This is a genomic window from Mesorhizobium sp. M7A.F.Ca.US.010.02.1.1 (assembly GCF_004023085.1).
Classification (GTDB): Bacteria; Pseudomonadota; Alphaproteobacteria; order Rhizobiales; family Rhizobiaceae; genus Mesorhizobium.
Map to the genome: position 1 here is coordinate 36,375 of NZ_RZRV01000023.1, position 24,374 is coordinate 60,748.

At 63.6% G+C, this 24,374-nt stretch carries 24 protein-coding genes and 1 riboswitch; of the genes, 13 read left to right on the forward strand and 11 right to left on the reverse strand.

Going from position 1 to position 24,374, the window contains the following annotated elements; genetic code table 11:
• Window position 1: 1 nt before the first annotated feature.
• The 3 genes from EOA19_RS22115 to EOA19_RS22125 form a co-directional block, all read right to left on the reverse strand.
• Window positions 2-1,534 carry a DHA2 family efflux MFS transporter permease subunit gene (locus EOA19_RS22115; RefSeq protein WP_023813528.1) on the reverse strand — a complete coding sequence of 511 codons (1,533 nt, stop codon included), beginning with the start codon at window positions 1,532-1,534 and terminating at the stop codon, window positions 2-4.
• Between the two features lie 301 nt (window positions 1,535-1,835).
• A complete protein-coding gene (locus tag EOA19_RS22120) occupies window positions 1,836-3,017 on the reverse strand; it encodes an HlyD family secretion protein (RefSeq protein WP_128304795.1) in 1,182 nt (393 codons plus the stop codon).
• Window positions 3,014-3,493, reverse strand: coding sequence for a MarR family transcriptional regulator (locus tag EOA19_RS22125; protein ID WP_027038640.1), 480 nt, complete (start codon window positions 3,491-3,493; stop codon window positions 3,014-3,016). Before EOA19_RS22125 ends, EOA19_RS22120 begins: the two co-directional genes overlap by 4 nt.
• Before the next feature lie 194 nt (window positions 3,494-3,687).
• Between EOA19_RS22125 and EOA19_RS22130 the strand changes: the two genes are divergently transcribed.
• The 6 genes from EOA19_RS22130 to EOA19_RS22155 are packed head-to-tail and all read left to right on the forward strand — an operon-like array spanning window position 3,688 to window position 9,485.
• On the forward strand, window positions 3,688-4,296 hold the full coding sequence (locus tag EOA19_RS22130) for a CDP-alcohol phosphatidyltransferase family protein (protein WP_127381491.1): 609 nt from the start codon (window positions 3,688-3,690) through the stop codon (window positions 4,294-4,296).
• A gap of 36 nt (window positions 4,297-4,332) precedes the next feature.
• A complete protein-coding gene (locus tag EOA19_RS22135; RefSeq protein ID WP_206638088.1) occupies window positions 4,333-6,120 on the forward strand; it encodes a bifunctional alpha/beta hydrolase/class I SAM-dependent methyltransferase in 1,788 nt (595 codons plus the stop codon).
• A 5-nt stretch (window positions 6,121-6,125) separates the two neighbouring features.
• Window positions 6,126-7,451, forward strand: coding sequence for a phosphatase PAP2/dual specificity phosphatase family protein (locus EOA19_RS22140; protein ID WP_128304797.1), 1,326 nt, complete (start codon window positions 6,126-6,128; stop codon window positions 7,449-7,451).
• Window positions 7,448-7,891, forward strand: coding sequence for a hypothetical protein (locus EOA19_RS22145; RefSeq protein ID WP_128304798.1), 444 nt, complete (start codon window positions 7,448-7,450; stop codon window positions 7,889-7,891). The genes EOA19_RS22140 and EOA19_RS22145 overlap by 4 nt, the downstream gene beginning before the upstream one ends.
• Window positions 7,888-8,550 carry a lysophospholipid acyltransferase family protein gene (locus tag EOA19_RS22150; RefSeq protein WP_128304799.1) on the forward strand — a complete coding sequence of 221 codons (663 nt, stop codon included), beginning with the start codon at window positions 7,888-7,890 and terminating at the stop codon, window positions 8,548-8,550. Before EOA19_RS22145 ends, EOA19_RS22150 begins: the two co-directional genes overlap by 4 nt.
• A complete protein-coding gene (locus EOA19_RS22155) occupies window positions 8,550-9,485 on the forward strand; it encodes a phosphatidate cytidylyltransferase (protein WP_128304800.1) in 936 nt (311 codons plus the stop codon). The genes EOA19_RS22150 and EOA19_RS22155 overlap by 1 nt, the downstream gene beginning before the upstream one ends.
• Before the next feature lie 64 nt (window positions 9,486-9,549).
• Here the strand turns inward: EOA19_RS22155 and EOA19_RS22160 are convergent, their stop codons facing one another.
• Window positions 9,550-9,978, reverse strand: a complete 429-nt coding sequence (locus tag EOA19_RS22160; RefSeq protein WP_128304801.1) for a Fur family transcriptional regulator — start codon at window positions 9,976-9,978, stop codon at window positions 9,550-9,552.
• A gap of 222 nt (window positions 9,979-10,200) precedes the next feature.
• Here EOA19_RS22160 and EOA19_RS22165 point away from each other — a divergent pair, with 222 nt between their 5' ends.
• The 4 genes from EOA19_RS22165 to EOA19_RS22180 all read left to right on the forward strand — a co-directional run bounded on the left by EOA19_RS22165 (window position 10,201) and on the right by EOA19_RS22180 (window position 13,713).
• Window positions 10,201-11,070: a metal ABC transporter substrate-binding protein gene (locus tag EOA19_RS22165; protein WP_206638092.1), complete on the forward strand. Its 870-nt coding sequence runs from the start codon at window positions 10,201-10,203 to the stop codon at window positions 11,068-11,070.
• A 77-nt stretch (window positions 11,071-11,147) separates the two neighbouring features.
• Window positions 11,148-12,008, forward strand: coding sequence for a manganese/iron ABC transporter ATP-binding protein (locus EOA19_RS22170; RefSeq protein WP_023813519.1), 861 nt, complete (start codon window positions 11,148-11,150; stop codon window positions 12,006-12,008).
• On the forward strand, window positions 12,005-12,865 hold the full coding sequence (locus EOA19_RS22175; protein ID WP_128304803.1) for a metal ABC transporter permease: 861 nt from the start codon (window positions 12,005-12,007) through the stop codon (window positions 12,863-12,865). Before EOA19_RS22170 ends, EOA19_RS22175 begins: the two co-directional genes overlap by 4 nt.
• Window positions 12,862-13,713, forward strand: a complete 852-nt coding sequence (locus EOA19_RS22180; protein WP_128304804.1) for a metal ABC transporter permease — start codon at window positions 12,862-12,864, stop codon at window positions 13,711-13,713. The genes EOA19_RS22175 and EOA19_RS22180 overlap by 4 nt, the downstream gene beginning before the upstream one ends.
• A 24-nt stretch (window positions 13,714-13,737) precedes the next feature.
• Here the strand turns inward: EOA19_RS22180 and EOA19_RS22185 are convergent, their stop codons facing one another.
• The 3 genes from EOA19_RS22185 to EOA19_RS22195 all read right to left on the reverse strand — a co-directional run bounded on the left by EOA19_RS22185 (window position 13,738) and on the right by EOA19_RS22195 (window position 16,641).
• Window positions 13,738-14,724, reverse strand: a complete 987-nt coding sequence (locus EOA19_RS22185; protein WP_128304815.1) for an iron ABC transporter permease — start codon at window positions 14,722-14,724, stop codon at window positions 13,738-13,740.
• Window positions 14,725-14,859: 135 nt separating this feature from the next.
• Window positions 14,860-15,807 (reverse strand): ABC transporter substrate-binding protein, encoded by a 948-nt coding sequence (locus tag EOA19_RS22190; protein ID WP_128304805.1) that lies wholly within the window; start codon window positions 15,805-15,807, stop codon window positions 14,860-14,862.
• Between the two features lie 45 nt (window positions 15,808-15,852).
• Window positions 15,853-16,641, reverse strand: a complete 789-nt coding sequence (locus EOA19_RS22195) for an ABC transporter ATP-binding protein (RefSeq protein WP_128304806.1) — start codon at window positions 16,639-16,641, stop codon at window positions 15,853-15,855.
• 161 nt (window positions 16,642-16,802) lie between these two features.
• Window positions 16,803-17,010: riboswitch (cobalamin riboswitch) on the reverse strand.
• A 295-nt stretch (window positions 17,011-17,305) separates the two neighbouring features.
• Here EOA19_RS22195 and EOA19_RS22200 point away from each other — a divergent pair.
• Window positions 17,306-18,139 carry an AraC family transcriptional regulator gene (locus EOA19_RS22200; protein WP_128304807.1) on the forward strand — a complete coding sequence of 278 codons (834 nt, stop codon included), beginning with the start codon at window positions 17,306-17,308 and terminating at the stop codon, window positions 18,137-18,139.
• Window positions 18,140-18,143: 4 nt separating this feature from the next.
• Here the strand turns inward: EOA19_RS22200 and EOA19_RS22205 are convergent, their stop codons facing one another.
• Genes EOA19_RS22205 through EOA19_RS22215 form a run of 3 tightly spaced genes read right to left on the reverse strand, consistent with a single transcriptional unit; the run spans window position 18,144 to window position 21,782 of the window.
• Window positions 18,144-19,283 (reverse strand): DSD1 family PLP-dependent enzyme, encoded by a 1,140-nt coding sequence (locus tag EOA19_RS22205; RefSeq protein WP_128304808.1) that lies wholly within the window; start codon window positions 19,281-19,283, stop codon window positions 18,144-18,146.
• Window positions 19,280-20,581 (reverse strand): D-arabinono-1,4-lactone oxidase, encoded by a 1,302-nt coding sequence (locus tag EOA19_RS22210; RefSeq protein WP_128304809.1) that lies wholly within the window; start codon window positions 20,579-20,581, stop codon window positions 19,280-19,282. Before EOA19_RS22210 ends, EOA19_RS22205 begins: the two co-directional genes overlap by 4 nt.
• 13 nt (window positions 20,582-20,594) lie before the next feature.
• Window positions 20,595-21,782, reverse strand: a complete 1,188-nt coding sequence (locus tag EOA19_RS22215; protein ID WP_128304810.1) for an MFS transporter — start codon at window positions 21,780-21,782, stop codon at window positions 20,595-20,597.
• A gap of 123 nt (window positions 21,783-21,905) precedes the next feature.
• Between EOA19_RS22215 and EOA19_RS22220 the strand changes: the two genes are divergently transcribed.
• Window positions 21,906-22,532 carry a TetR/AcrR family transcriptional regulator gene (locus tag EOA19_RS22220; RefSeq protein WP_164892997.1) on the forward strand — a complete coding sequence of 209 codons (627 nt, stop codon included), beginning with the start codon at window positions 21,906-21,908 and terminating at the stop codon, window positions 22,530-22,532.
• Between the two features lie 67 nt (window positions 22,533-22,599).
• Here the strand turns inward: EOA19_RS22220 and EOA19_RS22225 are convergent, their stop codons facing one another.
• Window positions 22,600-23,451 (reverse strand): hypothetical protein, encoded by an 852-nt coding sequence (locus EOA19_RS22225; RefSeq protein WP_128304811.1) that lies wholly within the window; start codon window positions 23,449-23,451, stop codon window positions 22,600-22,602.
• A gap of 72 nt (window positions 23,452-23,523) precedes the next feature.
• On the opposite strand from EOA19_RS22225, the gene EOA19_RS22230 reads away from it, so the two are divergent.
• Window positions 23,524-24,318, forward strand: coding sequence for a class I SAM-dependent methyltransferase (locus tag EOA19_RS22230; protein WP_128304812.1), 795 nt, complete (start codon window positions 23,524-23,526; stop codon window positions 24,316-24,318).
• Window positions 24,319-24,374 lie beyond the last annotated feature (56 nt).

Below are 24,374 nucleotides of genomic sequence, written 5' to 3' on the forward strand. Positions count from 1 at the left end.
GCTAGTCCATATGCGCTGCCGGCGCGCCGCCGGCAGGCGCCTGCTTCGGCTTGCGCAGCAGGAAAACAAACGGAATGGCAAGCAGCGTCATCACCATGAGCATTTTGAAGTCATTGACGTAAGAGATCATCATCGCCTGGAGATTGACCATGCGATCGACCTGTGAGAGCGCCATGGGATCGCCGCTCGCGGCGGCTGGAGAGACCGCCCACAGATTCGGATTGAATGGGTTGATGAAGGCCGAAAGCTCGGTGTGGTTGACCTGCGTGTTGCGCACCATCAGAACCGTCACGACCGACACGCCGATGGATGAGCCAAGATTGCGCACCAGGCTGAACAAAGCCGTGGCATCGGTGCGGAAGCGCACGTCAAGCGTGGCGAAGGCGACGGTCGACAGCGGCACGAACACCATTCCCATCCCCAGGCCCTGGATGACGCCGGAGCTGAGGATCAGCCAATTGTCCATCTGTGGCGTGAAGCTGGACATGGTGTAGAGCGATTGCGCCGTGAGCAGAAAGCCGATGACGACAAGAATCCTGGCGTCGATCCTGCTCATGAGCCGCCCGACGACAAGCATCGAAATCATGGTGCCGACACCGCGCGGCCCCAACACGACACCGATGGTGACGGTCGGATAGCCGAAGATGGTCGACAGCATCGGCGGCAGCAGCGACATCGAGGCCAGGATCAGCACGCCCATGACGAAGATGAATGCCAGCCCGGTCACGAAATTGCGGTCGAGGAAGATCTTGGGATCGATGAAAGGACGTTCCGCCGTCAGCGTGTGGATGATGAACACCCAGAATCCGGTGATCGAAAGAGCAAGCTCGATCCAGATCTCGACCGAGGAAAACCAGTCGACCTCGCCGCCGCGGTCAAGCAGCAACTGCAGCGCACCGACACCGAGCGATAACATGGCGAAGCCGAAGAAATCGAAGCTGCGCACTCGCCGGGCAACCGCCGGCAGGTAGGCGGCCATACCGAGGAAGGCGATGATGCCGACCGGCAGGTTGATGAAGAACACCCAGCGCCAGTTGAAATTTTCGGTCAGCCAGCCGCCGAGCGTCGGACCCAGGATTGGCCCCAGCATGATGCCGGCGCCCCAGATGGCCATTGCCTGGCCGTGGCGCTCCCTGGGGTTGATGTCGAGCAGGAAGGTTTGCGACAGTGGCACGATGGCGGCGCCGAACACGCCTTGCATCAGCCGGAAGAACACTATGCTCTCCAGGCTCCAGGCGATACCGCACAGCATCGAAAACACGGTGAAACCGACAACCGCCCCCAGGAACAGTTCCTTGCGGCCGAAGCGATCGGCCAGCCAGCCGGTGACCGGCGTCATGATGGCGGCGGCAACGATGTAGGAGGTCAGCACCCAGTTGATGTTGTCGGGTGAGGCGCCGAGATCGCCGGTCATGGTCGGCAGCGCGACGTTGGCGATCGTCGTGTCGAGCGCCTGCATGATCGTCGCCAGCATGAGCGCGACCGTGATCAGGCCGCGATGCGGCACTTCTTTGAAGGGTTCGGGCGTGCTCATGGCATGAAACTTCCAGCAGGTAACAAAAACGTGTACAAGGGGTTTCCGGGCGGCAACGCCTTCCGTTGAGAGACCCTCGTCGCGGTGGGACGCGATTGTCGATGTGGGGGTTACATCGACTGAAAGTCTCTGATGAGCGGATGCCTGCCGCCCGGAAACATGAGGACCGACGGGTCCGCGTCGGAGATTTCAGATTTCGGCCAGGCCGCTACGCGGCGCGCCCAAACGCTGATCCTCCAGTTCCTCCCATCAGACCAATCCTGCTATTCACCTCCGCCGCTGGTCCTGCGGCATTCTGACGTTACTGCGCGGCCTCGCCAGCCGTGGCGTGACCGAAGATCGAAGGCAGGCCACGCGCCACGCCGGTGTCGACGGTAACGGTGGCGCTCATGCCGGTGCGCAACGCCATCTTGGCGTCCGCATCGGTCAATTCGAGACGAACCGGGATGCGCTGCGTGACCTTGACCCAGTTGCCGGTGGCATTCTGGGCTGGCAGCAGCGAGAACTCGGCTCCCGTGCCGGCGCCGATCGCCTTGACCGTCGCCTCGAAGGTGCGCCCTGGATAGGTGTCGACCACGATCTCGGCCTTCTGGCCGGGCTTCATGTGGGTGAGCTGCGTTTCCTTGAAATTGGCATCGATCCAGGTGTCGCCGGTCTCGACCAGCGAAAACAGCGGCGTGCCGGAACCGACATACTGGCCGACCTTGAACGACGAGGCCTGGCTGACGATGCCGTCCGCCGGCGCCTTGACCGTGGTCTGCGCCAGGTCGTAGGCCGCCTTGTCGCGCGCGGCGAGCGCGGCCATCACGGTCGGGTGCTTGTCGGTCTCGATGTCGGGATTGCCGCCAAGGGCTGCCTTGGCGCTGATGATGCCTTGCTCGGCAACGGCCAGCTGCTGCTTGGCCTTGTCGAGATCGTTCTTGGCCTCGTCCAGCGACGATTTGGCGTTGATGCCCTTCTGGGCAAGATCGGCGGCGCGGTCGAACTGCGACTGGGCGAAGACGACCTGGCTGGCATCGGACTTCTGCTGAGCCATCGACTGGCCATAGGCCGCGCGCAGCTGCTCGACATTGAGACGCGCGCCCGCCACCGCCGCGTCGGCCTGCGCCAGCGCGATCCGGTAGGGCTCGGGGTCGATGGCAAACAGCTCGTCACCCTGCTTGACCAGCTGGTTATCGAAGATGTCGACCTTAACGATGCGGCCGGCCGTGTCGGAAGCGATCGACACCTTGGCCTGCTGCAGATTGGCGTTCTCGGTCTCCTGATAGCGGCCGCCGGTGACCCAGACATAGCCGCCGCCGACAGCCAATGCCGCAGGCAGCGCGACCATCAGCAGGAAGCGGCCCAGCCGGCGCTTTTTCTTCACGGGCACTGGGGCCGGCTGCACCGGGGGAGCAACCGCCGGCGGGGCCGCGGCCGGCTGCGCCGGCGCTTCCATGTCCAGTTCGGTCACTTTCTCGTCTATCTTGGCTACCGCGTTCATGCTGCTGCGCCTTCTGTATTCTTCACTTTTTCAATGGACGGCGTCTCGTCGTCGGTCAGGTTGCGAACCATCGCCTCGAGCCCTTCGATGAGGACGCGACGGGCTTCCGGCTTCACGCCGACCAGCGATTCCTCATAGACTTCTCCGGCAATGCTCTTGATCACGGCGTAGGCATCGCTTGCCTTGGGCGTCAGGAAGATCATGCGGACGCGACGATCGGCGGCGTCGGACCGGCGCTCGATCCAGCCTCCCTCTTCCATGCGGTCGACCAGGCGCGAAACGCTGATCGGCTCGATTTCGAGAAGTTCGGCCAGCCGCGCCTGCGCGACACCGTCTTCCTTGGCAACGCGGACCAGAAGCCGCCATTGCGCCGAAGAAAGCCCCAAGCCACTGGCCCTCGCCTCGAAGCGCTTGCGCATCAAGCGCTGCACGTCGTGGATCAAGAAGCCCAATCTGTCGATGCCATCGGAAACCATGAGCGGCATATATAATAAGCGTGCTCACTATTCAAGACGCCGCGTTGCACGAGAAGCCGGCAAATGTGCATGACAGCTTTGCCGGACCAATCATGGTTATCGATTTGCAAACGCAGATGGCCGCGCCGCCTCTACACTGGTCGCGTCTGGCATATTGATGTACAGCCGCTGAACAGGATCGGGGGATCAACGCAATGCCGACGCTTTACGCTCTCAAGCCGGCCTTCCAGGGTCGACTGCGGCCGCTGGTCAATCGGTTGGCGGCAATCGGGGTCACGGCAAACAGCATAACCATCCTGGCGGCCGCGATGTCGATAGCCGCCGGCGCGGCCATTGCGATCTGGCACGAATGGCGCTGGCTGCTGTTGCTTATCCCCTTGGTGATGTTCGTGCGCATGGCGTTGAATGCCGTGGACGGCATGCTGGCGCGCGAGCATGGCCAAGCCTCGACGCTTGGCATGTATCTGAACGAGTTGTGCGACGTCGTTTCAGACCTCGCGCTGATTCTCCCTTTTGCCGTCTTTCCCGAATTTGGCGCATGGGGCGTCGTCGCCTTCGCGATATCGGCCGTGCTGACCGAGTTCGCCGGCGTGCTCGGCATCGCTGCCAAGGTCGGGCGTAATTATGCCGGGCCGTTCGGCAAGAGCGACAGGGCGCTGGCGCTCGGCGTCGTCGCCACGCTGTGTGCCGCCGGGCTGTGGCCGGCATCGATAACGCCGTTTGTGTTTCCGGCCATGGCAACGCTTTCGCTGCTGACCGCCATAAACCGGATACGCGCCGGCATTATTGGCAGCGCCAGCTGAGCATCGAGGCTCGCCATGCCGCCAGAGGGGAAGACCATGATGCACGAACCGATCGCCGCCGCGGCCACGGAAAGCCTTGCGCGGCAAGCACAGGAGCGGGTTTTCCGCAGCCATGACGGGACGGAGATCTTCTACCGATTCTGGCCGGCGGCCTCCGCCGATGCCAAGGGCGCGGTGGTGCTCTTTCATCGCGGCCACGAGCATGGCGGCCGCATGGCCCATCTCGTCGATGAATTGCAGATGCCGGACCACGCCTTCTATGCCTGGGATGCCCGCGGCAATGGCCGCTCGTCCGGCGAGCGCGGCTATGCGCCCTCCTTCTCGGCCCTGGTGCGCGACATCGACTGCTTCATGCGCGAGATTGCAGCCAGGGATGGCTTTGCCACTCGGGATATCGCGCTGATCGCGCAATCCTTCGGCGCCGTGCTGGCCGCCGCCTGGGTGCATGACTATGCGCCCAAGCTGCGCGCCATGGTGCTGGCTTCACCGGCCTTCTCGGTGAAACTCTACGTACCCTTCGCCAAGGAGGGCATCGCGCTCTGGCAGAAGATCAAGGGCCGCTTTTTCGTCAATTCCTACGTCAAGGCGAAATTCCTGACCCATGATCCCGTGCGCATCGCCTCCTTCGAGAGCGATCCGCTGATCGCGCGGCCGATCGCTTCCAACATCCTGGTCGAACTCTACCAGCATGCCGCACGCATCGTCGCTGACGCCCGCGCCATCAGCGTGCCGACCCAGCTTCTGCTTTCGGGCAGCGACTGGGTGGTGCGCCACGGCCCGCAGCACGAGTTCTTCGTCAATCTCGGCAGCCGCGCCAAGGAACGCCATGTGCTGCCGGGCTTCTTTCACGACACGCTGGGCGAACGCGACCGGGCGCAGGCCCTCGAGCTGATCCGGCCGTTCCTGGCCAGGCAGTTCGCGGCACCGGACGCGCCGGTCGACCTGAAGGAGGCGGATATTGCGGGCTACACCCGCGACGAGGCCGACAGGCTTGCCTCGCCGCTCGATCTGTTGTCGCCCAAGGGTCTCTATTGGGCATTCAGCCGTGCCTCCATCCGCATGGGCGCCTGGGTCTCGCAGGGCATGAAGACCGGCATCGCCACCGGCTTCGATTCCGGCTCGACGCTGGATTACGTCTACGAGAACGACGCGCGGGGTCTTACACCTCTTGGCCGCGTCGTCGACCGGGTCTTCCTTGAAGCCATCGGCTGGCGCGGCATCCGCCAGCGCAAGCTGCATCTCGAAGAGCTCATCGGCTCTTGCCTGGCGACGCTCAAGGCCGCTGGTCGGCCGGCGCACATTCTCGACATCGCCGCCGGCCATGGCCGCTATGTTCTCGATGCCATCGCGAAGAGCCCCGACCAGCCAGCGAGCGTTCGCCTGCAGGATTATTCCGACCTCAACGTCCAGCTTGGCCGCAAGCTGATCGCTGAGCGGCAATTGCCGGCTGATGTCTCGTTCCAGCGTGCGGACGCTTTCGATGCCGACATGCTCGCCGGCGCCGATCCAGCGCCCGACCTCGCCATCGTTTCCGGCCTTTACGAGCTGTTCTCGGACAATGCGATGATCGCGCGCTCGCTCGGTGGATTGGCCCGCGCCATGCAGCCGGGCAGCCTGCTGCTCTACACCAACCAGCCCTGGCACCCGCAGCTCGAGATGATCGCCCGCAGCCTGACTTCGCATCGCGGCGGCGAGGCCTGGGTGATGCGGCGGCGCACGCAGGGCGAGATGGACCAGCTCGTCGAATCCGCCGGGTTCGAGAAGCTCGACCAGCGCATCGACCAATGGGGCATCTTCACCGTCTCGGTCGCGCGGCGCCGCTGAACAGCATGGTCTTATCGCCTGCATCCGTGGCGCGTGCCGAACCCTATAGCCGGGTGGTCGTCAGGGCTGCGCTCTGGCTGGCCTTACTGGCACCGTTCTTCTATCTCAGCTACGGCTTCGCCAACTGGCTGGCCTCGCGGCGCGACGATGTCGGCAGCATCGTGTTCTCGTGGGAGCACGGCATCCCGTTCGTCGCCTGGACCATCGTGCCCTATTGGTCGATCAACCTGTTCTACGGCCTGTCGCTGCTGCTCAACAACGACAGGCAAGGGGTGGACCGCCTGGCCGGGCGTTATCTCACCGCGCAAATCGTCGCCGTTGCCTGCTTCATCCTGTTCCCGCTGACCGCGACATTCGTGCGACCGGCGACGACCGGCCTGCCCGGCTTCCTGTTTGCCGTGCTCGGCGGCTTCGACAAGCCGTTCAACCAGGCGCCTTCGCTGCACATCGCCCTTCTGGTGATCATCTGGGATCATTGGCGCCGTCGGCTCGGTGGCTTTCTCCTGCCGGTCTGGCATGGCTGGTGCCTTCTGATCGGTGCCTCGGTGCTGACGACCTGGCAGCATCATTTCATCGATATCCCGACCGGCGCGCTGCTCGGGTTCTTTGCGCTGTGGCTGTTTCCGCGCAGCGGCGCGTTGCCGTTTTCAGGGGCCCGGCTGACCAGCGATGCGAAAGTGCGGCGGCTGGCGCTGTTCTATGCGCTGGGCGCCGTCCTTGCGCTGGCGGGCGCCGCGCTCGGGGCATTCGTTTGTGCTGTCGCCCTCTTCCTGCTTTGGCCGGCGCTGGCGCTGGCCATCGTCGCCCTCGCCTATGCAGGGGCAGGCGAAAAAGTGTTCCAGAAATCCGCCGATGGCAGCATCACGCTTGCAAGCCGTGTCCTGCTCTTGCCTTACCGTCTCGGCGCCAGGGCAAACATATGGGCCTGGACGCGCAAACTTGCTCCCCAGGTGGCGATTGCCGATGGCGTCTTTCTCGGGCGCTTTCCTACGGCACGCGAGGCCAACGGCTTCGGCACGGTCATCGACCTTGCCGCCGAACTTGAAAGACCGGCGGCAGCCGATTGCCGCTGGATCAGCTTTCCGATGGTCGACCTGTTGCCGCCGCCAGTGGCGATACGGCAACAGGCAGCCGGCGCGCTGGAGAGTGCGCGCCGCGACGGCACCGTGCTGGTGTGCTGCGCGCTCGGCTTCCAGCGCAGCGCCGGCGTCGTGGCCGAATGGCTGGTGGCGACCGGCAGGGCCAAAACGTCGACGCTCGCCCGCGAGATGCTCGCGGCCCTCGGCCGGCCGGTTCATCTTGCAGAAGCCACGGATCCGGCGGCGTCATGACCGGCAATGCCTATCAGGACCGCACCCATCGCTTCGCTGGCATGCTGATGCGGCAGGCAGCGTGGCCGGCCGCAATCGTGGTGGCCGCGAACATCCTTGCGCCGCTGGCTGCCTCGACGCGCGGCGCTTTCGAAAACTTGCCCGCGGCCGTTGCTTTGTCGATCACCGCCGCGAGCGCGGTGGCGGTGCTGATGCTGTCGACACTGCTGGCGTTTGACGCGCTGCTGTTCCGGATCATGGCCAGCCATGATGACGAAGCTTCCGGCGGTGCCGGAGTGGACGACATGCTGGCGCGCATGCGCCTGAAAACGGCTCCGTCCGCGACACGCTCGCTCGATGACCGCATGGCCGGCACGCGTCGTCTGCTGTTCAAGCAGCGTGGCGCCCTGGCTCTGTTTGCCGCAGCACTTCTGGCGGCAGAGTTTTGGGCGCCGCGATGAACAGGCTTTCGCTCAAGACCTTCACCTTGCTGCAGACGGTAACCTCGGTCGGCCTGTCGGCGCTGGCCCGGATGGTGACGGGCGTGCGGCCGATCTGGAACGGCAGCCTGCCCTCCGACCGCCAGCGCATCTATTTCGCCAACCACACCAGCCATGGCGACTTCATCCTTTTGTCGGCCTGCCTCAGCGAAAGGGAGCGCGCGATCACCCATGCTGTTGCCGCAGGCGAATATTGGGGGAAGTCGCGGCTGCGCCGCTTCATCGCGCAGGACATGCTGTCGTCGGTGCTCATCAACCGGCAGTGGACGAGACCTGAGGAAAATCCGATCGAGATCATGCTGTCGGTTCTCGACCAGGGGCACTCGCTGATCCTGTTTCCCGAAGGCACACGCAACATGACCGAAGAGCCGCTGCTGGCATTCCGCTCCGGGCTCTACAATTTGTCGACGGCGCGGCCTGAGGTCGAGCTGATCCCGTGCTGGATCGAGAACATGTCGCGCGTGCTGCCCAAGGGCCAGTTCCTGCCGGTGCCGCTGCTGTGCCGCGTCGTCTTCGGCGCGCCGGTGGCGATCGGTCCGGGAGAAGAACGCCGCGCCTTCCTCGAACGCGCCCACGCCACGCTTCTGGCGCTCAACCCGCGTCCCGAGCGAGACGATTGATGCGCCACGAAATCTCCATCCTGATCATCGGCCTGCTGGCGGTTTTGACCACCGCCAGCATCGTCGCCACCATCCTTTCGGCGCGGGCGCCGAAGCCGCTCAGTTCGACGCTGGTCAATCTGACCCAGCGCATCAACGCCTGGTGGGTGATGGTGGCGCTGATGACGGTCGCCTTCTTCTTCGGCCGTTACGGGATGACCATCCTGTTCGCTCTGATCTCCTTCGCCGCGCTGCGCGAATTCGTGACGCTGACGCATACGCGCCGCAGCGACCATTGGGTGCTGCTCGGCATGTTCGGCATCATCATACCGTTTCAATACTGGCTGGTGTGGACCGCCTGGTACGGGCTCTTCGTCATCTTCATTCCGGTCTATTGCTTCCTGCTGATGCCGGCCATCACGGCGCTGCATGGCGACACCGAACGCTTCCTCGAGCGGATCGCCGCGCAGCAATGGGCGGTGATGATCTCGGTCTATTGCGTCAGCCATGTCCCTGCTCTGCTGACACTCGAGGTGCCGGGATTCGAAGGCCGCACCCTGCTGCTGATCGCCTACCTGATCATCGTCGTGCAAGGCAGCGACGTGCTGCAGTACATCTTCGGCAAGCTGTTTGGAAAACACCGTTTTTCGCCGAACGTCTCACCATCGAAAACCTGGGAAGGCCTGATCGGCGGACTGGTGTCGGCGAGCTTGCTCGGCGCATTGTTGTCGTTCGTCACCCCCTTTTCGCCGCTGCAGGCGGCAGGCGTAGCCTTCGTCGCCTGCTCGATGGGATTCCTCGGCGGGCTGGTCGCCTCGGCCATCAAGCGCGACCAGGGCGTCAAGGACTGGGGCCATCTGATCGAAGGCCATGGCGGCATGATGGACCGCACCGACAGCCTGGTCTTCGCCGCCCCTGTGTTCTTCCACATCGTGCGCTATTTCTGGACCGTGTGATCCGGCGATCTGTTGCCGCGCTCAAAGCGGTTGCGGATGAGCATGGTGACGACCAGAAACCCCGCTATTTATCGCGTTTCCTGACATACAGTTCCAGCTTGTGGCGGACGATCTCGAAGCCAAGCTCCGACGCTATCTCGGCCTGCAGTTTCTCGATTTTGTCGGAACGGAACTCGATCACCTGACCGGTGTCGAGGTCGATGAGATGGTCGTGATGTTCACGGTCCGCGTTTTCGAACCGGGCGCGGCCCTCGTCGAAGGCATGACGCTGGATGGCGCCTTTCTCCTCTAGGAGCCGCAACGTCCGGTAGACGGTCGACAAGGAAATGCTGCCGTCGATCTGGTGGGCACGAGAATACAATTCGTTCGCGTCCGGATGGTCGTGCGCATCCGCCAGCAGCCGCAAGATCACCTTGCGTTGTTCGGTCATCCGGACACCGGCGGCTTTCAAATTGCTCCGGAATCGCTCGAAAAGGTCGTTGTCCGCTTTCATCCGTCATACTTAGCCGCGTTGCCACGCGACTGCAATTAGCTACTTGCAAATCAGTTGCAACTGCAATATTAGATGCAAATCACTTGCATTAGCATGACGTGACTAGCGCATGGGCGACGATCAACTCCAGTCGAAAGGCATCCGATGACTGTTTCTGCTTCCCCAACCCGCAGGACGATGCAGCGGGCGCTTGGCGGCCTTGTGGCCATCGGTTTTGCGACGATGGCGAGCCTCGTTCCGGTCATGGCACAGGAGACCCGGCCTGCGGCAGGGAAGGTTCTGCGCGTCGTGACGACGTTCACGATCATCCAGGATATCGCGCAAAACGTGGCCGGGACCGCGGCAATCGTAGAGTCGGTGACCAAGCCCGGCGCTGAAATCCACGATTATCAGCCGACGCCGCTCGACGTGGTGAGGGCGCAATCGGCCGACCTCGTGCTCTGGAACGGCATGAACCTCGAACGCTGGTTCGAGAAATTCTTCGACAACGTGAAGAACGTGCCGAGTGCCGTCGTCACGGAGGGCATAGAGCCGATGGGGATCAAGGAGGGACCTTACGAAGGCAAGCCCAATCCGCATGCGTGGATGTCGCCGAAGAACGCCCTCATCTATGTCGAGAACATCCGCAAGGCGCTGTCCAAGGCGGATCCGGCAAACGCCCCGGTCTATGCCGCCAATGCCGCCGCCTATTCGGAAAAGATCAAGGCAATCGACGAGCCCATGCGCAAGCGCCTGTCGGCGATCCCAACGGACCAACGCTGGCTGGTTACAAGCGAAGGCGCTTTCAGCTACCTGGCACGCGACTTCGACCTGCGCGAAGCCTATCTGTGGCCGATCAACGCCGACCAGCAAGGCACCCCGCAACAGGCGCGCAAGCTGATCGACCTGGTGCGCGAGAACAAGATTCCGGTGGTGTTCAGCGAAAGCACCATTTCCGACAAGGCGGCCAAGCAAGTCGCGCGCGAAACCGGAGCCACCTATGGAGGCGTTCTCTACGTCGATTCGCTGAGCGAGGAAGACGGCCTGGTTCCGACCTATCTGAAGCTTCTCGAAACCACCGTCGAGACGATCGTCCAGGGGTTCGGCGGGTGACCGGGGTTCGCACCGCGCTCGCTCCGGACAGCAGCCATGATCGAACATCGACCGGTAGCGGCCGGGTCGTTGCCTCCATCGACGTGGACGACGTCACCGTCAGCTATTCAAGCGGGGTCACGGCCGTACACTCCGCCTCTTTCAGGCTCGGCGCCTCCACCATCTGCGCGCTGGTCGGCGTCAACGGCTCCGGCAAATCGACGCTGTTCAAGGCGCTGATGGGCTTCCTGACGCCGTCGACCGGAACAGTGCTTATCGCCGGATTGCCCGTCCACGCAGCGCTGAAGCGCGGCCTAGTCGCGTATGTGCCGCAGAGCGAGGATGTCGACTGGAACTTTCCGGTGCTGGTGGAAGATGTCGTCATGATGGGCCGCTACGGCCACATGAATTTTCTGCGTATCCCAGGCAGAGCCGATCGCATGGCGGTCGACGCGGCACTGGAACGGGTCGGCATGACCGATTTTCGCAAGCGCCAGATCGGCGAACTGAGCGGCGGCCAGAAGAAGCGTGTGTTCCTGGCGCGCGCTCTGGCGCAGGGCGGCGAAATCATCCTGCTCGACGAGCCGTTCACCGGGGTCGACGTTCAGACCGAAGCAGCGATCATCGATCTCCTTCGGTCGATGCGCGACGACGGCAAGCTGATGTTGGTGTCGACGCACAATCTCGGCAGCATCGTCAATTTCTGCGACCATGTCGTCATCTTCAACAAGACGGTGCTGGCCTTCGGACCAACAGAGACAACGTTTACGCAAGCCAATCTTGCGAAAGCTTTTGGCGGCGTGCTGAGGCATCTGCGCCTCGGCGGCGCCGATCTTCATGACGACCCCGACGCTCGCCACCTGACCGTGCTGACCGATGACGAGCGTCCTCTGGTGCTTTACGGCGAGCGGGATCAAGAGAAGATGATGAAGCCCGACAGCGGATCGCCAGCCCCGTGATCGACATCCTGCTGGAACCCTTCACCTACAACTACATGGCCAAGGCCATCTGGGTCAGCGCCCTGGTCGGCATGGTCTGCGCGTTCCTGTCCTGCTATCTCATACTAAAGGGCTGGGCCCTGATGGGCGACGCGCTTGCCCACTCGGTGGTGCCGGGCGTTGCGGCCGCCTACATGCTGGCCCTTCCCTATGCCGCCGGCGCATTCGCCTCCGGCCTCATCGCCGCACTCGGCATCACCTTGGTGCGGCGCGTGACGCAACTTCGCGAGGACGCCGTGATCGGCCTTGTCTTTACAACGCTGTTCGCTGGCGGGCTGCTGATTGCGTCGATCAGTCCGACCTCCGTAAACATCCAGTCCATCGTACTCGGCAACATCCTCGCAATCTCCGACGAGGATGTAACCCAGGTCATCCTCATCGCAGCGATTTCGCTGGCTGTACTGGGGCTTCGATGGAAGGATATGATGCTGGTGTTCTTCGACGAGAACCATGCGCGCGGCGTCGGCCTGAATCCGTGGCGGCTGCGGGTCCTGTTCTTCGTGCTGCTCAGCGCCTGCATCGTCGCCGCGCTCCAGACCGTCGGCGCGATCCTCGTGATCGCGATGGTGGTAACGCCTGGCGCCACCGCCTATCTGCTTACCGATCGGTTCGGCGTCATGATCCTGCTCGCGATGGCGATCGGCGCGGCGACGAGCGCGGTTGGCGCCTATCTCAGCTTCTTTCTCGATGGCGCGACTGGCGGACTGATCGTGGTGCTGCAGACCGTGGTCTTTCTGATTGCCTTCGTCTTCGCACCCAAACATGGGCGGCTCGCCGCACGCCGGGCGGCACGTGCCGCATCGCAGGTCGCGTCATGATGACGATCTGGTCCTGGATCGCCGAACCGCTCAGCCACGAATTCATGCGTCGCGGTCTCGCCGTCGCCGTTCTGGTCGGCGCCATTTGCGCGGTGTTGTCCTGCTATCTCGTCCTGAAGGGCTGGTCGCTGATGGGCGACGCCGTTTCGCATGCCGTGCTTCCGGGTATCGTGCTCGCCTATATCGCCGGGATCCCGCTTGCCTTCGGCGCCTTCGTGGCAGGACTTGGCTGCGCGCTGGCGACGGGCTACCTCAAGCAGCAAAGCCGGATCAAGGAGGACGCAGTCATGGGCATCGTCTTCTCAGGCATGTTCGCGTTTGGCCTGGTGCTGTTCGTCAAAGTCGAGACCGACCAGCATCTCAATCATATCCTGTTCGGCAACATGCTCGGCGTCCAGTGGCGCGACGTGATCGAGGCGGCGGTCATCGTCGTGCCGGCGATCCTCATCGTTCTGGCAAAACGCAAGGATCTGCTGCTTTATTGTTTCGATCCGGCCCATGCGCGCGCGATCGGCCTGCCCGTCAACCTGCTGCATTTCGGGCTGCTGACGCTGCTCGCGTTGACCATCGTGGCCTCGCTGAAGGCTGTCGGGATCATCCTTGTCATCGCCATGCTGATCGCGCCGGGAGCGATCGGCTTTCTTTTGACGAAGAGCTTTGAGCGCATGCTCGCCATTGCTGCCGCGGCCGCCATCGGGTCGAGCGTCGTGGGAACGATCCTCAGCTATCACATCGACGCAGCCACCGGCCCGACGATCGTCGTCGTTCAGGCCGGCGTTTTTTTGCTTGCCCTGTTCCAGTCGAAGCGCCCAAAGCAACGGGTGCAACTGGGCATTTCGGGAGAGTAATCGCGGCCCTGACCCAGGCCGCACTCAAAGCCGGTTGCGGATCAGCATGGTGACGACGAAGAACGCGCCGACCGAGCTGGTGATGATGCCGATCGGCAGTTCCTGCGGCGGCAGCAGCGTTCGGGCCAGAAGATCGCTGGCCAGCAACAGCACGGCGCCGAAGACGGCGCAGCTGGCAACCAGGCGCAGGTGCAAGGGGCCCGCCAGCGGCCGCGACAGATGCGGGATCATCAGCCCGACGAAGCCGATGACGCCGGCGACCGAGACCAGGATCGCCGTCGAGAAGGCGGCGACGAGAAAGGTCATCCTTCGCATCCGCGCCACCGGCACGCCCAGGCTTTCGGCGGCGTTTTCGCCGGCCAGGAAAGCATCGAGCCGGCGGTGGTTCCACAGCGCGTAAGCCAGAATGGTGCCTGCTCCCAGCGCGCCCAGCCAGATATTATCCCAGCGCGCCAGGCCAAGGCCGCCCATGGTCCAGAACAGCACGGAGTGGGCGGCGCGCTGATCGCCGGCAAAGACAAGATAGTTGGTCAAGGCGGTGAACATGAAGGACACGGCAAGGCCGGCAAGGATCAGCCGCTCCGGGCCTTGCCCCCTCACCCGCGCAACCAGCAGCAGCACGACGCCGGCAGCCAATATGCCGCCGGTGAAGGCCGCGACCGGCAATGTCCAGATGCCGAAACTGTCGCCGAAGACGGTGATGACGGAAACCGCACCCGCGGCGGCGCCCGACGACAGGCCGAACAGGAACGGGTCGGCAAGGTCGTTGCGGGTCACCGTCTGCAGCAGCGCACCGACGACGCCGAGACCGGCCCCGACGCAGATGGCCAGGATCGTGCGCGGCAGCCGCAGGTCGACGACGATCTTGCCGACCGGCCCGGCCACGTCGTGCCCGCTGAAGCCGACTGCGCGGCCAAGCGCGGCAACAACATCGGTCAGCGGGATCAGCGTCGAGCCGTAGGCGATCGACAGCAGAGCGAGAGCGGCGATCGCCGCCGCCCCCGCCAGCATGGCCAGTGCAAATGCCGTATGGCGCAAGCCTGGAAATGCGTCGTGTCTGTCAGGACGCGTGCGACGCACTTCCAGGATCTTTTGTTCATGCATGTCGTTGCCCCAAGACCGCTGCGCACTTTTGGGCCACAGGCATCAAAACGCTTCCGGATGCATGGCCTTGGCGATCTTGTCGATCGCTTCGATGTTGGCCGGGCCCGGCGTCAGTTCGGCATAGCGCAGGGCGACGAAGCGCTCGTTCTTGACCGCGTCCGTCTCCTTCATCGCCGGATGCGCCTTCAGGAAATCGAGCAGTTTCCTGTAGCCACCGCCATCCTGGTAATCGAGCAGGATGAGGAATTGCGGATTGCGCGACGCCACCGTTTCCCAGTCCGTATTGCCCCAACTGGTGTCCATGTCGGCCATAATGTTGTCGCCGCCAGCGGCTGATATCATGGCGCTGGGGATGGCGAATTTGCCTGCGGTGAACGGCTTGTCCTCGCCGGAATCATAGAGGAAGACCCGCGTTCCCTTGGCGTCGCCGACCTTGGCGGTGATGTCGGCGAGCCGCGTCTTCCAGCCGGAGACAAGCTTCTCAGCTTCGGCCTCCTTGCCGAAGATCTTGCCCAGTTTCTCGACGTCGCCATAGAGTAGGTCCATCGAGGCGGCGGGGCGGCTCTTGTCGAGATGGACGCAGCTTTCCGTCAGCACCAGCGTCTTGATGCCGTGCGGAGCAAGCGTGTCGGGCGTCACTTCACCACCCGGCTTCATGCCATAATACCAGCCGGCGAAGAAAAAATCGGGCTCGACCGCGACGAGGTTTTCGAGCGTCGGATATTTCGGCGCCAGTTCCGGGATCGAACCCTGCTCGGCCTCGAATTCGGGACCCACCTTGTACCATCCTGTGATGCCGGTCAGGCCGACGATCGACGGCTGCAGTTTCAGCGCGAAAGCCATCTCGGCCATGTTGAGATCCTGGATGACGGCGCGCTTCGGTGGCGCATCGAAGGTCAGCGGCTTGCCGCAGCTGTCGACAGTTACCGGGAAGGCCAGGGCTGTCGAGGCCAGCAGCGAGAAGGCAAGCGAAAAAGCAAGGCGTTTCAAGGGTTTGCTCCTGTGGACGGGATGATCGATATGGGACGGCTTCAATCAGGATGGCGGCGCGGCACGGTTCGGAACATCGAACACCGTCAGTTCGCGGTCTTCGGTCGGATGGCGCAGACGCAGCACATCGATGCCGAAAATTTCGCGAATCAGCTTTTGGGTCAGCGCTTCGCGCGGTGCGGCGAGCGCTTGCAGACGGGCATGGTTCATCACCGCCACCCTGGTGGCGAACGGTGCCACCAGCGCCAGATCGTGCAGCACCGCGATCACCGTCATCTCGAAACCTGCCACGAGGTCGAGCAGTTCGCCGCGGGCGCGCGGGTCGAGATGGTTGGTCGGCTCGTCGAGGAACAGGATCTTTGGCTGCTGGGCGATGGCGCGGGCCAGTTGGGCGCGCTGGCGCTCGCCGCCCGACAGCGAGCCGATGGTGCGGCCAAGCAGCGGCAGCAGGCCGGTCCGGCGCAGCGCATCGACGACAATGTCACGCTCCTCGCTCCTGCGCCGTAGCCGAGCGTGCGGGACCCGGCCCAGCTCGATATAGTCGATCACCGCCAGCCGCGGATCGGGCTGGTCGGTCTGGCCGACAACGGCGATATGCAGCGCCCGCTCGGCGGCGGAAATCCCGCCCAGCCGGCGCCCGCCGAGGTTCACCTCGCCGGAGCTCGGCCGCAGCATGCCCGACAGCATGCGCAGCAGCGTCGTCTTGCCCGCGCCGTTGGGACCGATGATGGCTAGGCGATCGCCAGCGGCCACCGAGAAGCTGACCGCCTGGACCAGATCCCGCCCATTGGCCATGGCGCAGAGGTCATGTGCTTCGAGAAGCGCTACGGTCATCGGCTGCCCGCCAGATTGCCGGGATGGCAAAGCGTGCACACGATGATGCGATGATCGATAGAGCCGTCCAACTTTCCGTCACTTTCCAAAACTGGCGACGGAAGGAAGCTGGCGAAGCGGCCGACAAGACCGGGATTCGCGTTTCCTCCCGGCACACCCCGTCCGGTCAACTCAGTGATGGCAGGTCTCCTGGCTCGCGGGTCGTTGCGCCATCCTGCCTTCCCAGCCTTGCCGGCCAGTGGCATTCACGGATTTTGCTCGCCGCTTACAGTTGCGGGGGCAGCCACGGCCTCGACCCCTGGGGATCTCACCGTGTTCCCTTTTCACCCCTCGCCTTTCGACTCGGGGACCATCACCGCTTCAGCGTAGATTTCCCCCAATCGCTTCGCAATGGATTTCTCGGACGGAGTGGTGGACCGGCTAGGGGAAACATGCATTTCACGCTCTCGATATGTAATAACATTACGCATTTAGAGGATGCCGCCTGGCGCTGTCAAGCGAAGCCTGCCGAATTTGGCTCGTCGGCGGCAAGGGGCGCTCGACCGCTGTGCCATATCGGTGTGCGACTGTGACGGGATCGGTTCGATTGCGCGGGATGCGCAATTTCGATCAAACTGGCCGCGCCAGGAAACGGCAGGATGATCTGGCCAATGCGAGGAGCAAAATGAACCCGACCGAGAAAGCGCTGTGGTTCGTTGAAAGTCATCTGCCGGAGGCGATCTCGCTTGACGATATCGCGCAAAGCAGCGGCGTGTCGCGTTTTCATGTGACGCGGGCTTTCGGCGCTGCCACGGGCCGCTCGGTGATGGGCTACATGCGCTCACGCCGGCTCACCGAGGCGGCGCGCAAGCTGGCCGGCGGGGCGCCCGACATTCTCTCCGTCGCGCTCGACGCCGGCTACAACTCGCATGAGGCGTTCACCCGTGCCTTCCGCGATCAGTTCGGCACCACGCCGGAACTGGTGCGCGCGCAAGGCACACTCGACAAGCTCGACCTCGTGGAGCCGATCCTGATGGACCAGTCCTTCCTCACCAATCTCGAACCACCGCGTTTCGAGACCAGCCGGCCGTTCCTGATCGCCGGCCTCGGCGAACGCTACAGCTGCGAAACCAGCGCCGCCATTCCGATGCAATGGCAGCGCTTCGGCCCCTATATCGGCAACATTCCGGGCGAGACCGGCGATGTCGACTATGGCGTCTGCGTCAACGGCGACGATGCCGGCAATTTCGACTACATCGCCGGCGTCGAAGTGTCTGATTTTTCCGACCTGCCGAGGGAATTCAGCCGGGTGCGGGTGCCGGCGCAGAAATATGCGGTCTTTGCCCACCGCGAACACATCTCGACCATCCGCCGCACGGTCAATACGATCTGGAACAAATGGCTGCCGGCTTCCGGCCACGAGATATCGGATGCGCCGGAATTCGAACGCTACGGCCCTGAGTTCGACCCACGCAGCGGCAATGGCGGGCTGGAGATCTGGATACCGGTGAAGGCGTAGTCGGTCAGGCCATCGGCAGCGCCGGCCAGCGATCGACTATCCCGCCGCCGGAAAACACCGCGATCGACCCGAACTGCTGCAGCACGGCTTCGCTCTGCGTCGGCCTTAGAAACGCGTAGTCGCCGGGTTTTACGGTCGCGTCGGCGGGCAAGCCCATGAATTGCTGGTTGGAGGACAGGCCGAGCAGCCCATTCGCCTTCATGCCTTCGGGGAAGACGGGCTCGGCCATCCACTTGCCGCCATAGAGATAGCAGCCCTTGCGCGGGAAGCGGCCGAGCGCCTGCAGCAGGCGGGTGACGGCCGGCGGGCCAGGCAGCATCGGCTCGACCATTTTCAAGATCGGCGTGGCGATGAAGGCCGCCGGCTGGAAGCCGTCGAGGCCTGGCGTATCGAAATCACTGGGCAGCACGAAGGCCGAGCCCATCGAGACCTCGTTGGCCATGCCGCCATGATGAAGCAGCGCGGTCTTGCTGCCGCCGATGTTCAGGATACGGCGCTGGTCGGCGCCGAGACAGGCGACGAACGCCGAGGCCTGCGCCGACGCCTTGGCCAATGCCTTTGCCGGTCCGCCGAAAAGGCCGGGAATGAGCGGCGCATGCGCCTCGTAGGCCATGACGCCTTCGCAATGCAGCCGGGCCGGCAACGCGCTCAACGCCTTCGACAAGGCCTCAGGATTGGCGAACCCGCCGCGATGCAGCCCGACATCGATCTCGAAAGCGATGCGCAGGCCGATGCCGAGTTCGCCAGCGAGGGCGCCATATTCCGCCAGTCTCTCCTCGCTGTCGATCAGCCAGCAGACACGCGACCAGTCAACATTACCCTTCACCAGCGCAGCCCTTGCCGCACCGATCGGCATCGGCTTGCCATACAGCAGATCGGCATCCGGGAACGCCTTCAGCACCGCCTCGCTGATCGGCGGGTGAAAGGTCATGAAGCGCTCACTGCCGAGCGCCTTGCCGATATGCACAAGCAGCGGCAGGCAGGCGAGCGATTTGTCGACCAACCGCACAGCAAGGCCGGGGTCGAGCCTGTCTTTCACCAGGGCGATATTGCGGTCCAGTCGGTCGAGATCGAGCACCAGACAGGGCTGGAAGATACCGGCGCTCTTCAGTGCGTCCGACAGGGCGTAAAAATAGGCGCTCATCGTTCGATGCCAAAAGGACTGGGCTCGATGCCGAACAGGCCGGCCATGTAGGGTGAGACAAAGCGGTTTTGCGGATCGACGTCGCGGCGCACCGCCATGGCGTCGTCCCAGCGCGGGTAGAGCTTTTTCAGATCCGCCGCTTTCAGGCTGTGCATCTTGCCCCAATGCGGCCGGCCGCCATATCTGCGGAAGATCGGCTCTGCCGCCCGCATGAACGGCAACGGATCGTTCGCTGCATCATGGTGGATGGCGATGGAGCAGGTCAGCCTGTTGTAGAATGGCGAAAGCCAGAACTGGTCCGGCGCGACCGAGCGCACCTCCATCGGGAAATAGACCTCGGGAAAACGCTTCTCGGTCAGCTCGATGATCTCGGCCAGCGCCTTCGGCCCTTCCTCGAACGGCAAATGATATTCCATCTCGTTGAACTTGGTCTGCCGGTCGCTGGCATAGACGTTGAGCCAGTCCTGCACGTAGTCCTCGGCCGGCAATTTGGCGATGGCGCCCAGGATCAGACGGCCACGCAGCGATGGCAGCCAGGCAAGTGAGGTGCGCAGCCTGCGCAGTGTCCTCAAACCCGACTCGTCCTCTTCCGGCGGCCGTGCGGTGAGTGCGGCGTCGCTGAAATCGCTGGCGATGAACTGCGCATAGCCGGAAAACGGAATGTAGTAGAATTCGGCCGAGCGATGCGCGGCCATCATTGCCTCGAAATCGCGCAGCATCTCGGTGATCGGCAGCACCCATTTGCGGCGGCGCAACCGGTAGGTCGCGATGTTGTTCAGCGTCACTTCGGTGAGCACGCCGAAAGCGCCGAGCGCGACACCGATGGCATGGATCATGTCCTGATCCCCTGCCTGCTTGAAGTCGCGGACCTTGCCAAGCCCGTCGACGATCTGCACCGTCTCCAGCTGCGTGTGATAGGCGCCGAGCGTCGGTCCCGAGCCGTGCGTGGCGGTGCCCAGCGCGCCGCCGATCGCCTGGCGGTCGATATCGCCCATGTTGGGCAGGCCCTGGCCAATACCTTGCAGGATGCCCATCAGCGCGCCGAGCCGGGTTCCTGCCCGCACCCGCGCCTGATGTTTTTGCGCATCGTGCGAGACCAGCCCTTCCAGTCTCTCCAGGGACAGGATCGTGCCCCGCGATTTCACCAGCGGCGTGAAGGAATGACCGGCGCCGGCGACGCGCACCGGGCCAGGCGCGGTCCGGACGAGATCACCGAGCTCACCGGCATCGCCGGGGCTGGCGATCAGCTTGGGCTCGGCGCTTACAAAGCCCGACCAGTTGCTCCAAATGTTTGACATGCCACCTCCCCGCTCAGGCAACCGCACGACGGCGACGCGACACAAGGACGAACAGACCGAGCAGCGCCACGCTGGCCACCGCGCTGGCGGCGGCGAATTCCGGCACCGGCCGGAAATCCTTGCCATCGATGAGCAGCGACGCCGCGATCGGCCCGATCGCCAGGCCGAAAAGCTGGGCTGCCGGCACCAGCAGCACGGTGGTGCGCGTCTCGTCGGCGGTGATCGCCAGACGGATCTGGTAGGGCACGATGAACAGCAGGATAAAGCCCATGGCCAGGGCAGCGACCCAGAACGTCGTCAGGCCGGGGCTACTGGCAAGAACCAGGGAACTGACAAGCGCGACGACGCCGATCGCCGCGATGGCAAGGCGATAATCGATGCGCGCCTCGAACGCGGTCGCCGTCATCGCCCCCAGGACCTGCACCGCGAGGCTGGCCGAGACGATCAGGCCAACGGTGCGGCCATCGATGCCGTATTGCGCGCCAAGCGGCTCCAGAAAAGCCCAGACCGCGCCGAAGAACATGAAGTAGCAGAAGACCGACAACAGCGCGGTCATCGAGGGAACAGTCAGCACATTGGCCAAATTCTCTTCCTTGGGCAGGTCGGCATAGTCACCGGGTACGGTGAAGGCGACCGCCAGCGACACGACGCAGACGACGGCAAGAACGATGAAGCCGCCCGCCGACCCGGCGGCCGGAATGACATAAAGCGCCAGCAGCAGGGCAAGCGCGCATTGCGCCAGCGTCTGCATGGTGACGAAATAGCCGCCGATGCGCTCGGCGCGCCGCGAACGGGCGATCAGTTCGGTGGCGACCGCGACCAGACCGCCTTCGGCGAGCCCGGCCAGGGCGCGGGCCGCGATCAGCGTGTTGGCGGTTGCGGCATAGGCCGTCCACACATTGGCCAGCGCCAGCAGCAGCAGAAGGACGGCACTTTTCCAGCGCATGTGGTGCGCCGAAAGCAGCATCGCCACGACAGCCGAACCGACGGCAATGGCGATCATCTCGGCGGTGGCGACCAGCGCCAGTTCATCGCCGCTGACATGACCCTCGGTGTAAAGGGCCCCGAGCAGCACCGGCTGCAGGCCTAGGATGAGCAGGCCGACCGAACCGATCCACAGGGCAGACGCCAGCTGCCAGCCGGTCGGATTGCCGACCAGCCAGTCGCCGCTGCCTGCATGGCCGGTGTCTGTCGAAGCCAAAGGCGCCTCCCAACGTCCTTGCCGTGCGGCAAAAAAGCTGACAACCTGTCAGTATTTCAGAAACTGATACTTGATCATATTTCTTGTCAATCGGAATTTGAAAACCGTGCGAAAGATTGGTGCATGACGGAATTGAAGAGAATGGCGACCGAGCCGAGGCGCAGGCCCAAGCAGGAACGCAGCCGCGAGCGCATCGACGCGATCCTGTCGACGACCATGCGGCTGATCGGGGAAAAGGGTATCGACGCCGTCACCATGAAGGAGGTCGGCATGCTGGCCGGCGGGCCAATCGCCACCGTCTACCACTATTTTCCCAACAAATCGGCGATCCTGGCGATGCTCTATGAGCGGTTTTCAGAGGTCAGCCGGGCACGGCTGACGACAATCATCGCCGAAATCCACGAGGCGAAAGATGTGATCGAGGCCGCTGACCGGCTGCTCGATGATTATCTCAGCCGTGTCGCCGGCGATCCGGCCATCCAGGATCTGCAGAACGCCATCCAGGCCGACAAGGCGCTCAAGAACCTCGACATCGCGGAAACCCGGTACCAAGCCAAAATGTTCTGCGACCACGTCATCGCCTTGCTCGAGCCCGAGAGGCGCGAGCAGTTCGAACGCATGGTTCTGCTGATCTTCCAGCTCGCCGGCGGCGTGGTGCGCCTGGCGCTCGCCGAGGGCGAAGCGGAAAGCCGCCAGACCATCGAGGATTACCGGTCTATCATTCACACCCAGCTGCGGCTGTTTTTGTAGCCGTGGCGATCGTCAGCAAGCTGCCGCGAATGAGAGGTGTCGGGCATCGCAAGCATCAGAACGCCCGCTATGCGACCTGGCGGACTAGGGCTTCGAAGCCTTCGGCAAGATTGGCATTGCCGGCAGCGAGAAACGCAGAAAGATTGCGGGCGCCACCGGGCGTCTTGTTGGCATCAAGCAGCACCGCCCTGCCCTCATGCATGACGAAATCGAACTTTCCGTAGTCAAAGCCAAGCCGGCGCCGCAACGTGCGAAGCTCGTCGGGAACCGGAACCGGCTCACGGCGGATCGTGTCGTCTCCCTTGACGAGGCTCTGCGGCGAGACATGGCGGGTGCAGCGCTCGCGCTCGCCGCAGAATATCCAGAAGCGGGCTCCAAAGCCGTCCGCCTCCGGCTCGGGAATGAATTTTTCGACGACGAGATCGCTGCGATCGAAGACCTCCGGCGCAACATCCGAAAGGGATGCATAGACGCGATAACCCTCGATGAGCTCGACGCCGGGAAACGGCTTCGGCTTCCCGGCTCGCAGCGATCGCCGGTTGAGCGCTTGCTCCCGCATCCCGAGATTGTTGAGATTGCTCTTGACGATGACGGGTCCTTGCCAGTCGTCCTCCTTGCCGATCACCGCGCCACTGACGCGTCGCTTGGAGATGTCGGCGGCTCCGATGTTCAGGCAGAAGGGAAAAGCGCGTGCGTATTCGACATATTCGGGGGGCGTCACAGTCGCATCGACGTGCAGCACCGCGATGTCGGCCTCCGGCTTTGCCGACGTTCCGGGGATTATGCGGACGGAATGACCGCGTCGCTTCAGTTCCTCCAGCAAACCGAAAAGCATATAGGAGCTCCGGCGGCGAAACAGCAGGCCACGCCGGCGTTCGAACCTGTCGAACTCATGCGTAATAACCGCGATGCGTGTCATGCGCCCCCCGAGCTTGGCTTCATTAGCGTCCTCCATTATGCCTGCAAATACAATGCCGGCTTGGGGGTGTGGATGACCGACCATTGGAATGCCATTCGAGGGCACTGGCAGTTGCTCGGGCCACCGTTGCGGCCGCCAGCGGAAGCGGTTGAGGCCTATGAGCGTGAGCTCGACCTTTCGAAGGCGCACGTCATTCTGCTCGGCGTGACGCCGGAACTCGCCGGGCTCGGGACGACGATGATGGCCGTCGACGAATCCTCCGACATGATCGCCGGTATCTGGCCAGGCGACACCGCGTTGCGAAAGGCAATCAACGGCGACTGGCTCGACTTGCCGGTGTCGGACGCAAGCATAGATGCGGTGATCGGCGATGGCTGCCTGTCGGCGCTCGGCCTTTCAACCGCGCGCCGGGCGCTGTTTGCGGCGATCGCCGGCGTACTGCGCACCGGCGGCCGAGCGGGACTGCGTCTCTTTGCCGGTCCCGAAACACCGGACGATCCGGCGGCGGTGCGGGCGCTTGCACTGTCGGGCGGTGTCTCGACCTTCCACGAACTCAAATGGCGCGTCGCAATGACCGCGACGGGCGATGCGCCCGACCATGCCATTCCGGTCAGGATGATCGCGGAAAGGTTCGATGCACTGTTTCCTGACCGCAAAGAGCTTTCGGCTCGCACGGGCTGGGACCTGCCCACCATCGGCACCATCGATGTCTATCGGAACTCGCCGGCCATCTACACCTTCGCGCCGGCGACTGCATTGGCGAGCGAGGCGGAAGCGTTCTTTGGTGATGTTCGCATCGCTTTGACCGGGAGCTATGGGCTCGCCGAGCGATGCCCGCTGTTGGTGCTGCGGGCGCCAAGACACTGAAGATAGCAGGACGGCACTCGAGCCGGGGCAGGCGCAACCCAGGCTTTGTTAAATCG

Coding starts and splice junctions, on each gene's coding strand:
- EOA19_RS22115 (WP_023813528.1), bottom strand. CDS start 1,534: ATGAGCACGCCCGAACCCTTCAAAGAAGTGCCGCATCGCGGCCTGATC.
- EOA19_RS22120 (WP_128304795.1), bottom strand. CDS start 3,017: ATGAACGCGGTAGCCAAGATAGACGAGAAAGTGACCGAACTGGACATG.
- EOA19_RS22125 (WP_027038640.1), bottom strand. CDS start 3,493: ATGGTTTCCGATGGCATCGACAGATTGGGCTTCTTGATCCACGACGTG.
- EOA19_RS22130 (WP_127381491.1), top strand. CDS start 3,688: ATGCCGACGCTTTACGCTCTCAAGCCGGCCTTCCAGGGTCGACTGCGG.
- EOA19_RS22135 (WP_206638088.1), top strand. CDS start 4,333: ATGATGCACGAACCGATCGCCGCCGCGGCCACGGAAAGCCTTGCGCGG.
- EOA19_RS22140 (WP_128304797.1), top strand. CDS start 6,126: ATGGTCTTATCGCCTGCATCCGTGGCGCGTGCCGAACCCTATAGCCGG.
- EOA19_RS22145 (WP_128304798.1), top strand. CDS start 7,448: ATGACCGGCAATGCCTATCAGGACCGCACCCATCGCTTCGCTGGCATG.
- EOA19_RS22150 (WP_128304799.1), top strand. CDS start 7,888: ATGAACAGGCTTTCGCTCAAGACCTTCACCTTGCTGCAGACGGTAACC.
- EOA19_RS22155 (WP_128304800.1), top strand. CDS start 8,550: ATGCGCCACGAAATCTCCATCCTGATCATCGGCCTGCTGGCGGTTTTG.
- EOA19_RS22160 (WP_128304801.1), bottom strand. CDS start 9,978: ATGAAAGCGGACAACGACCTTTTCGAGCGATTCCGGAGCAATTTGAAA.
- EOA19_RS22165 (WP_206638092.1), top strand. CDS start 10,201: ATGGCGAGCCTCGTTCCGGTCATGGCACAGGAGACCCGGCCTGCGGCA.
- EOA19_RS22180 (WP_128304804.1), top strand. CDS start 12,862: ATGATGACGATCTGGTCCTGGATCGCCGAACCGCTCAGCCACGAATTC.
- EOA19_RS22185 (WP_128304815.1), bottom strand. CDS start 14,724: ATGCTGGCGGGGGCGGCGGCGATCGCCGCTCTCGCTCTGCTGTCGATC.
- EOA19_RS22195 (WP_128304806.1), bottom strand. CDS start 16,641: ATGACCGTAGCGCTTCTCGAAGCACATGACCTCTGCGCCATGGCCAAT.
- EOA19_RS22200 (WP_128304807.1), top strand. CDS start 17,306: ATGAACCCGACCGAGAAAGCGCTGTGGTTCGTTGAAAGTCATCTGCCG.
- EOA19_RS22205 (WP_128304808.1), bottom strand. CDS start 19,283: ATGAGCGCCTATTTTTACGCCCTGTCGGACGCACTGAAGAGCGCCGGT.
- EOA19_RS22210 (WP_128304809.1), bottom strand. CDS start 20,581: ATGTCAAACATTTGGAGCAACTGGTCGGGCTTTGTAAGCGCCGAGCCC.
- EOA19_RS22220 (WP_164892997.1), top strand. CDS start 21,906: ATGACGGAATTGAAGAGAATGGCGACCGAGCCGAGGCGCAGGCCCAAG.
- EOA19_RS22225 (WP_128304811.1), bottom strand. CDS start 23,451: ATGACACGCATCGCGGTTATTACGCATGAGTTCGACAGGTTCGAACGC.
- EOA19_RS22230 (WP_128304812.1), top strand. CDS start 23,524: ATGACCGACCATTGGAATGCCATTCGAGGGCACTGGCAGTTGCTCGGG.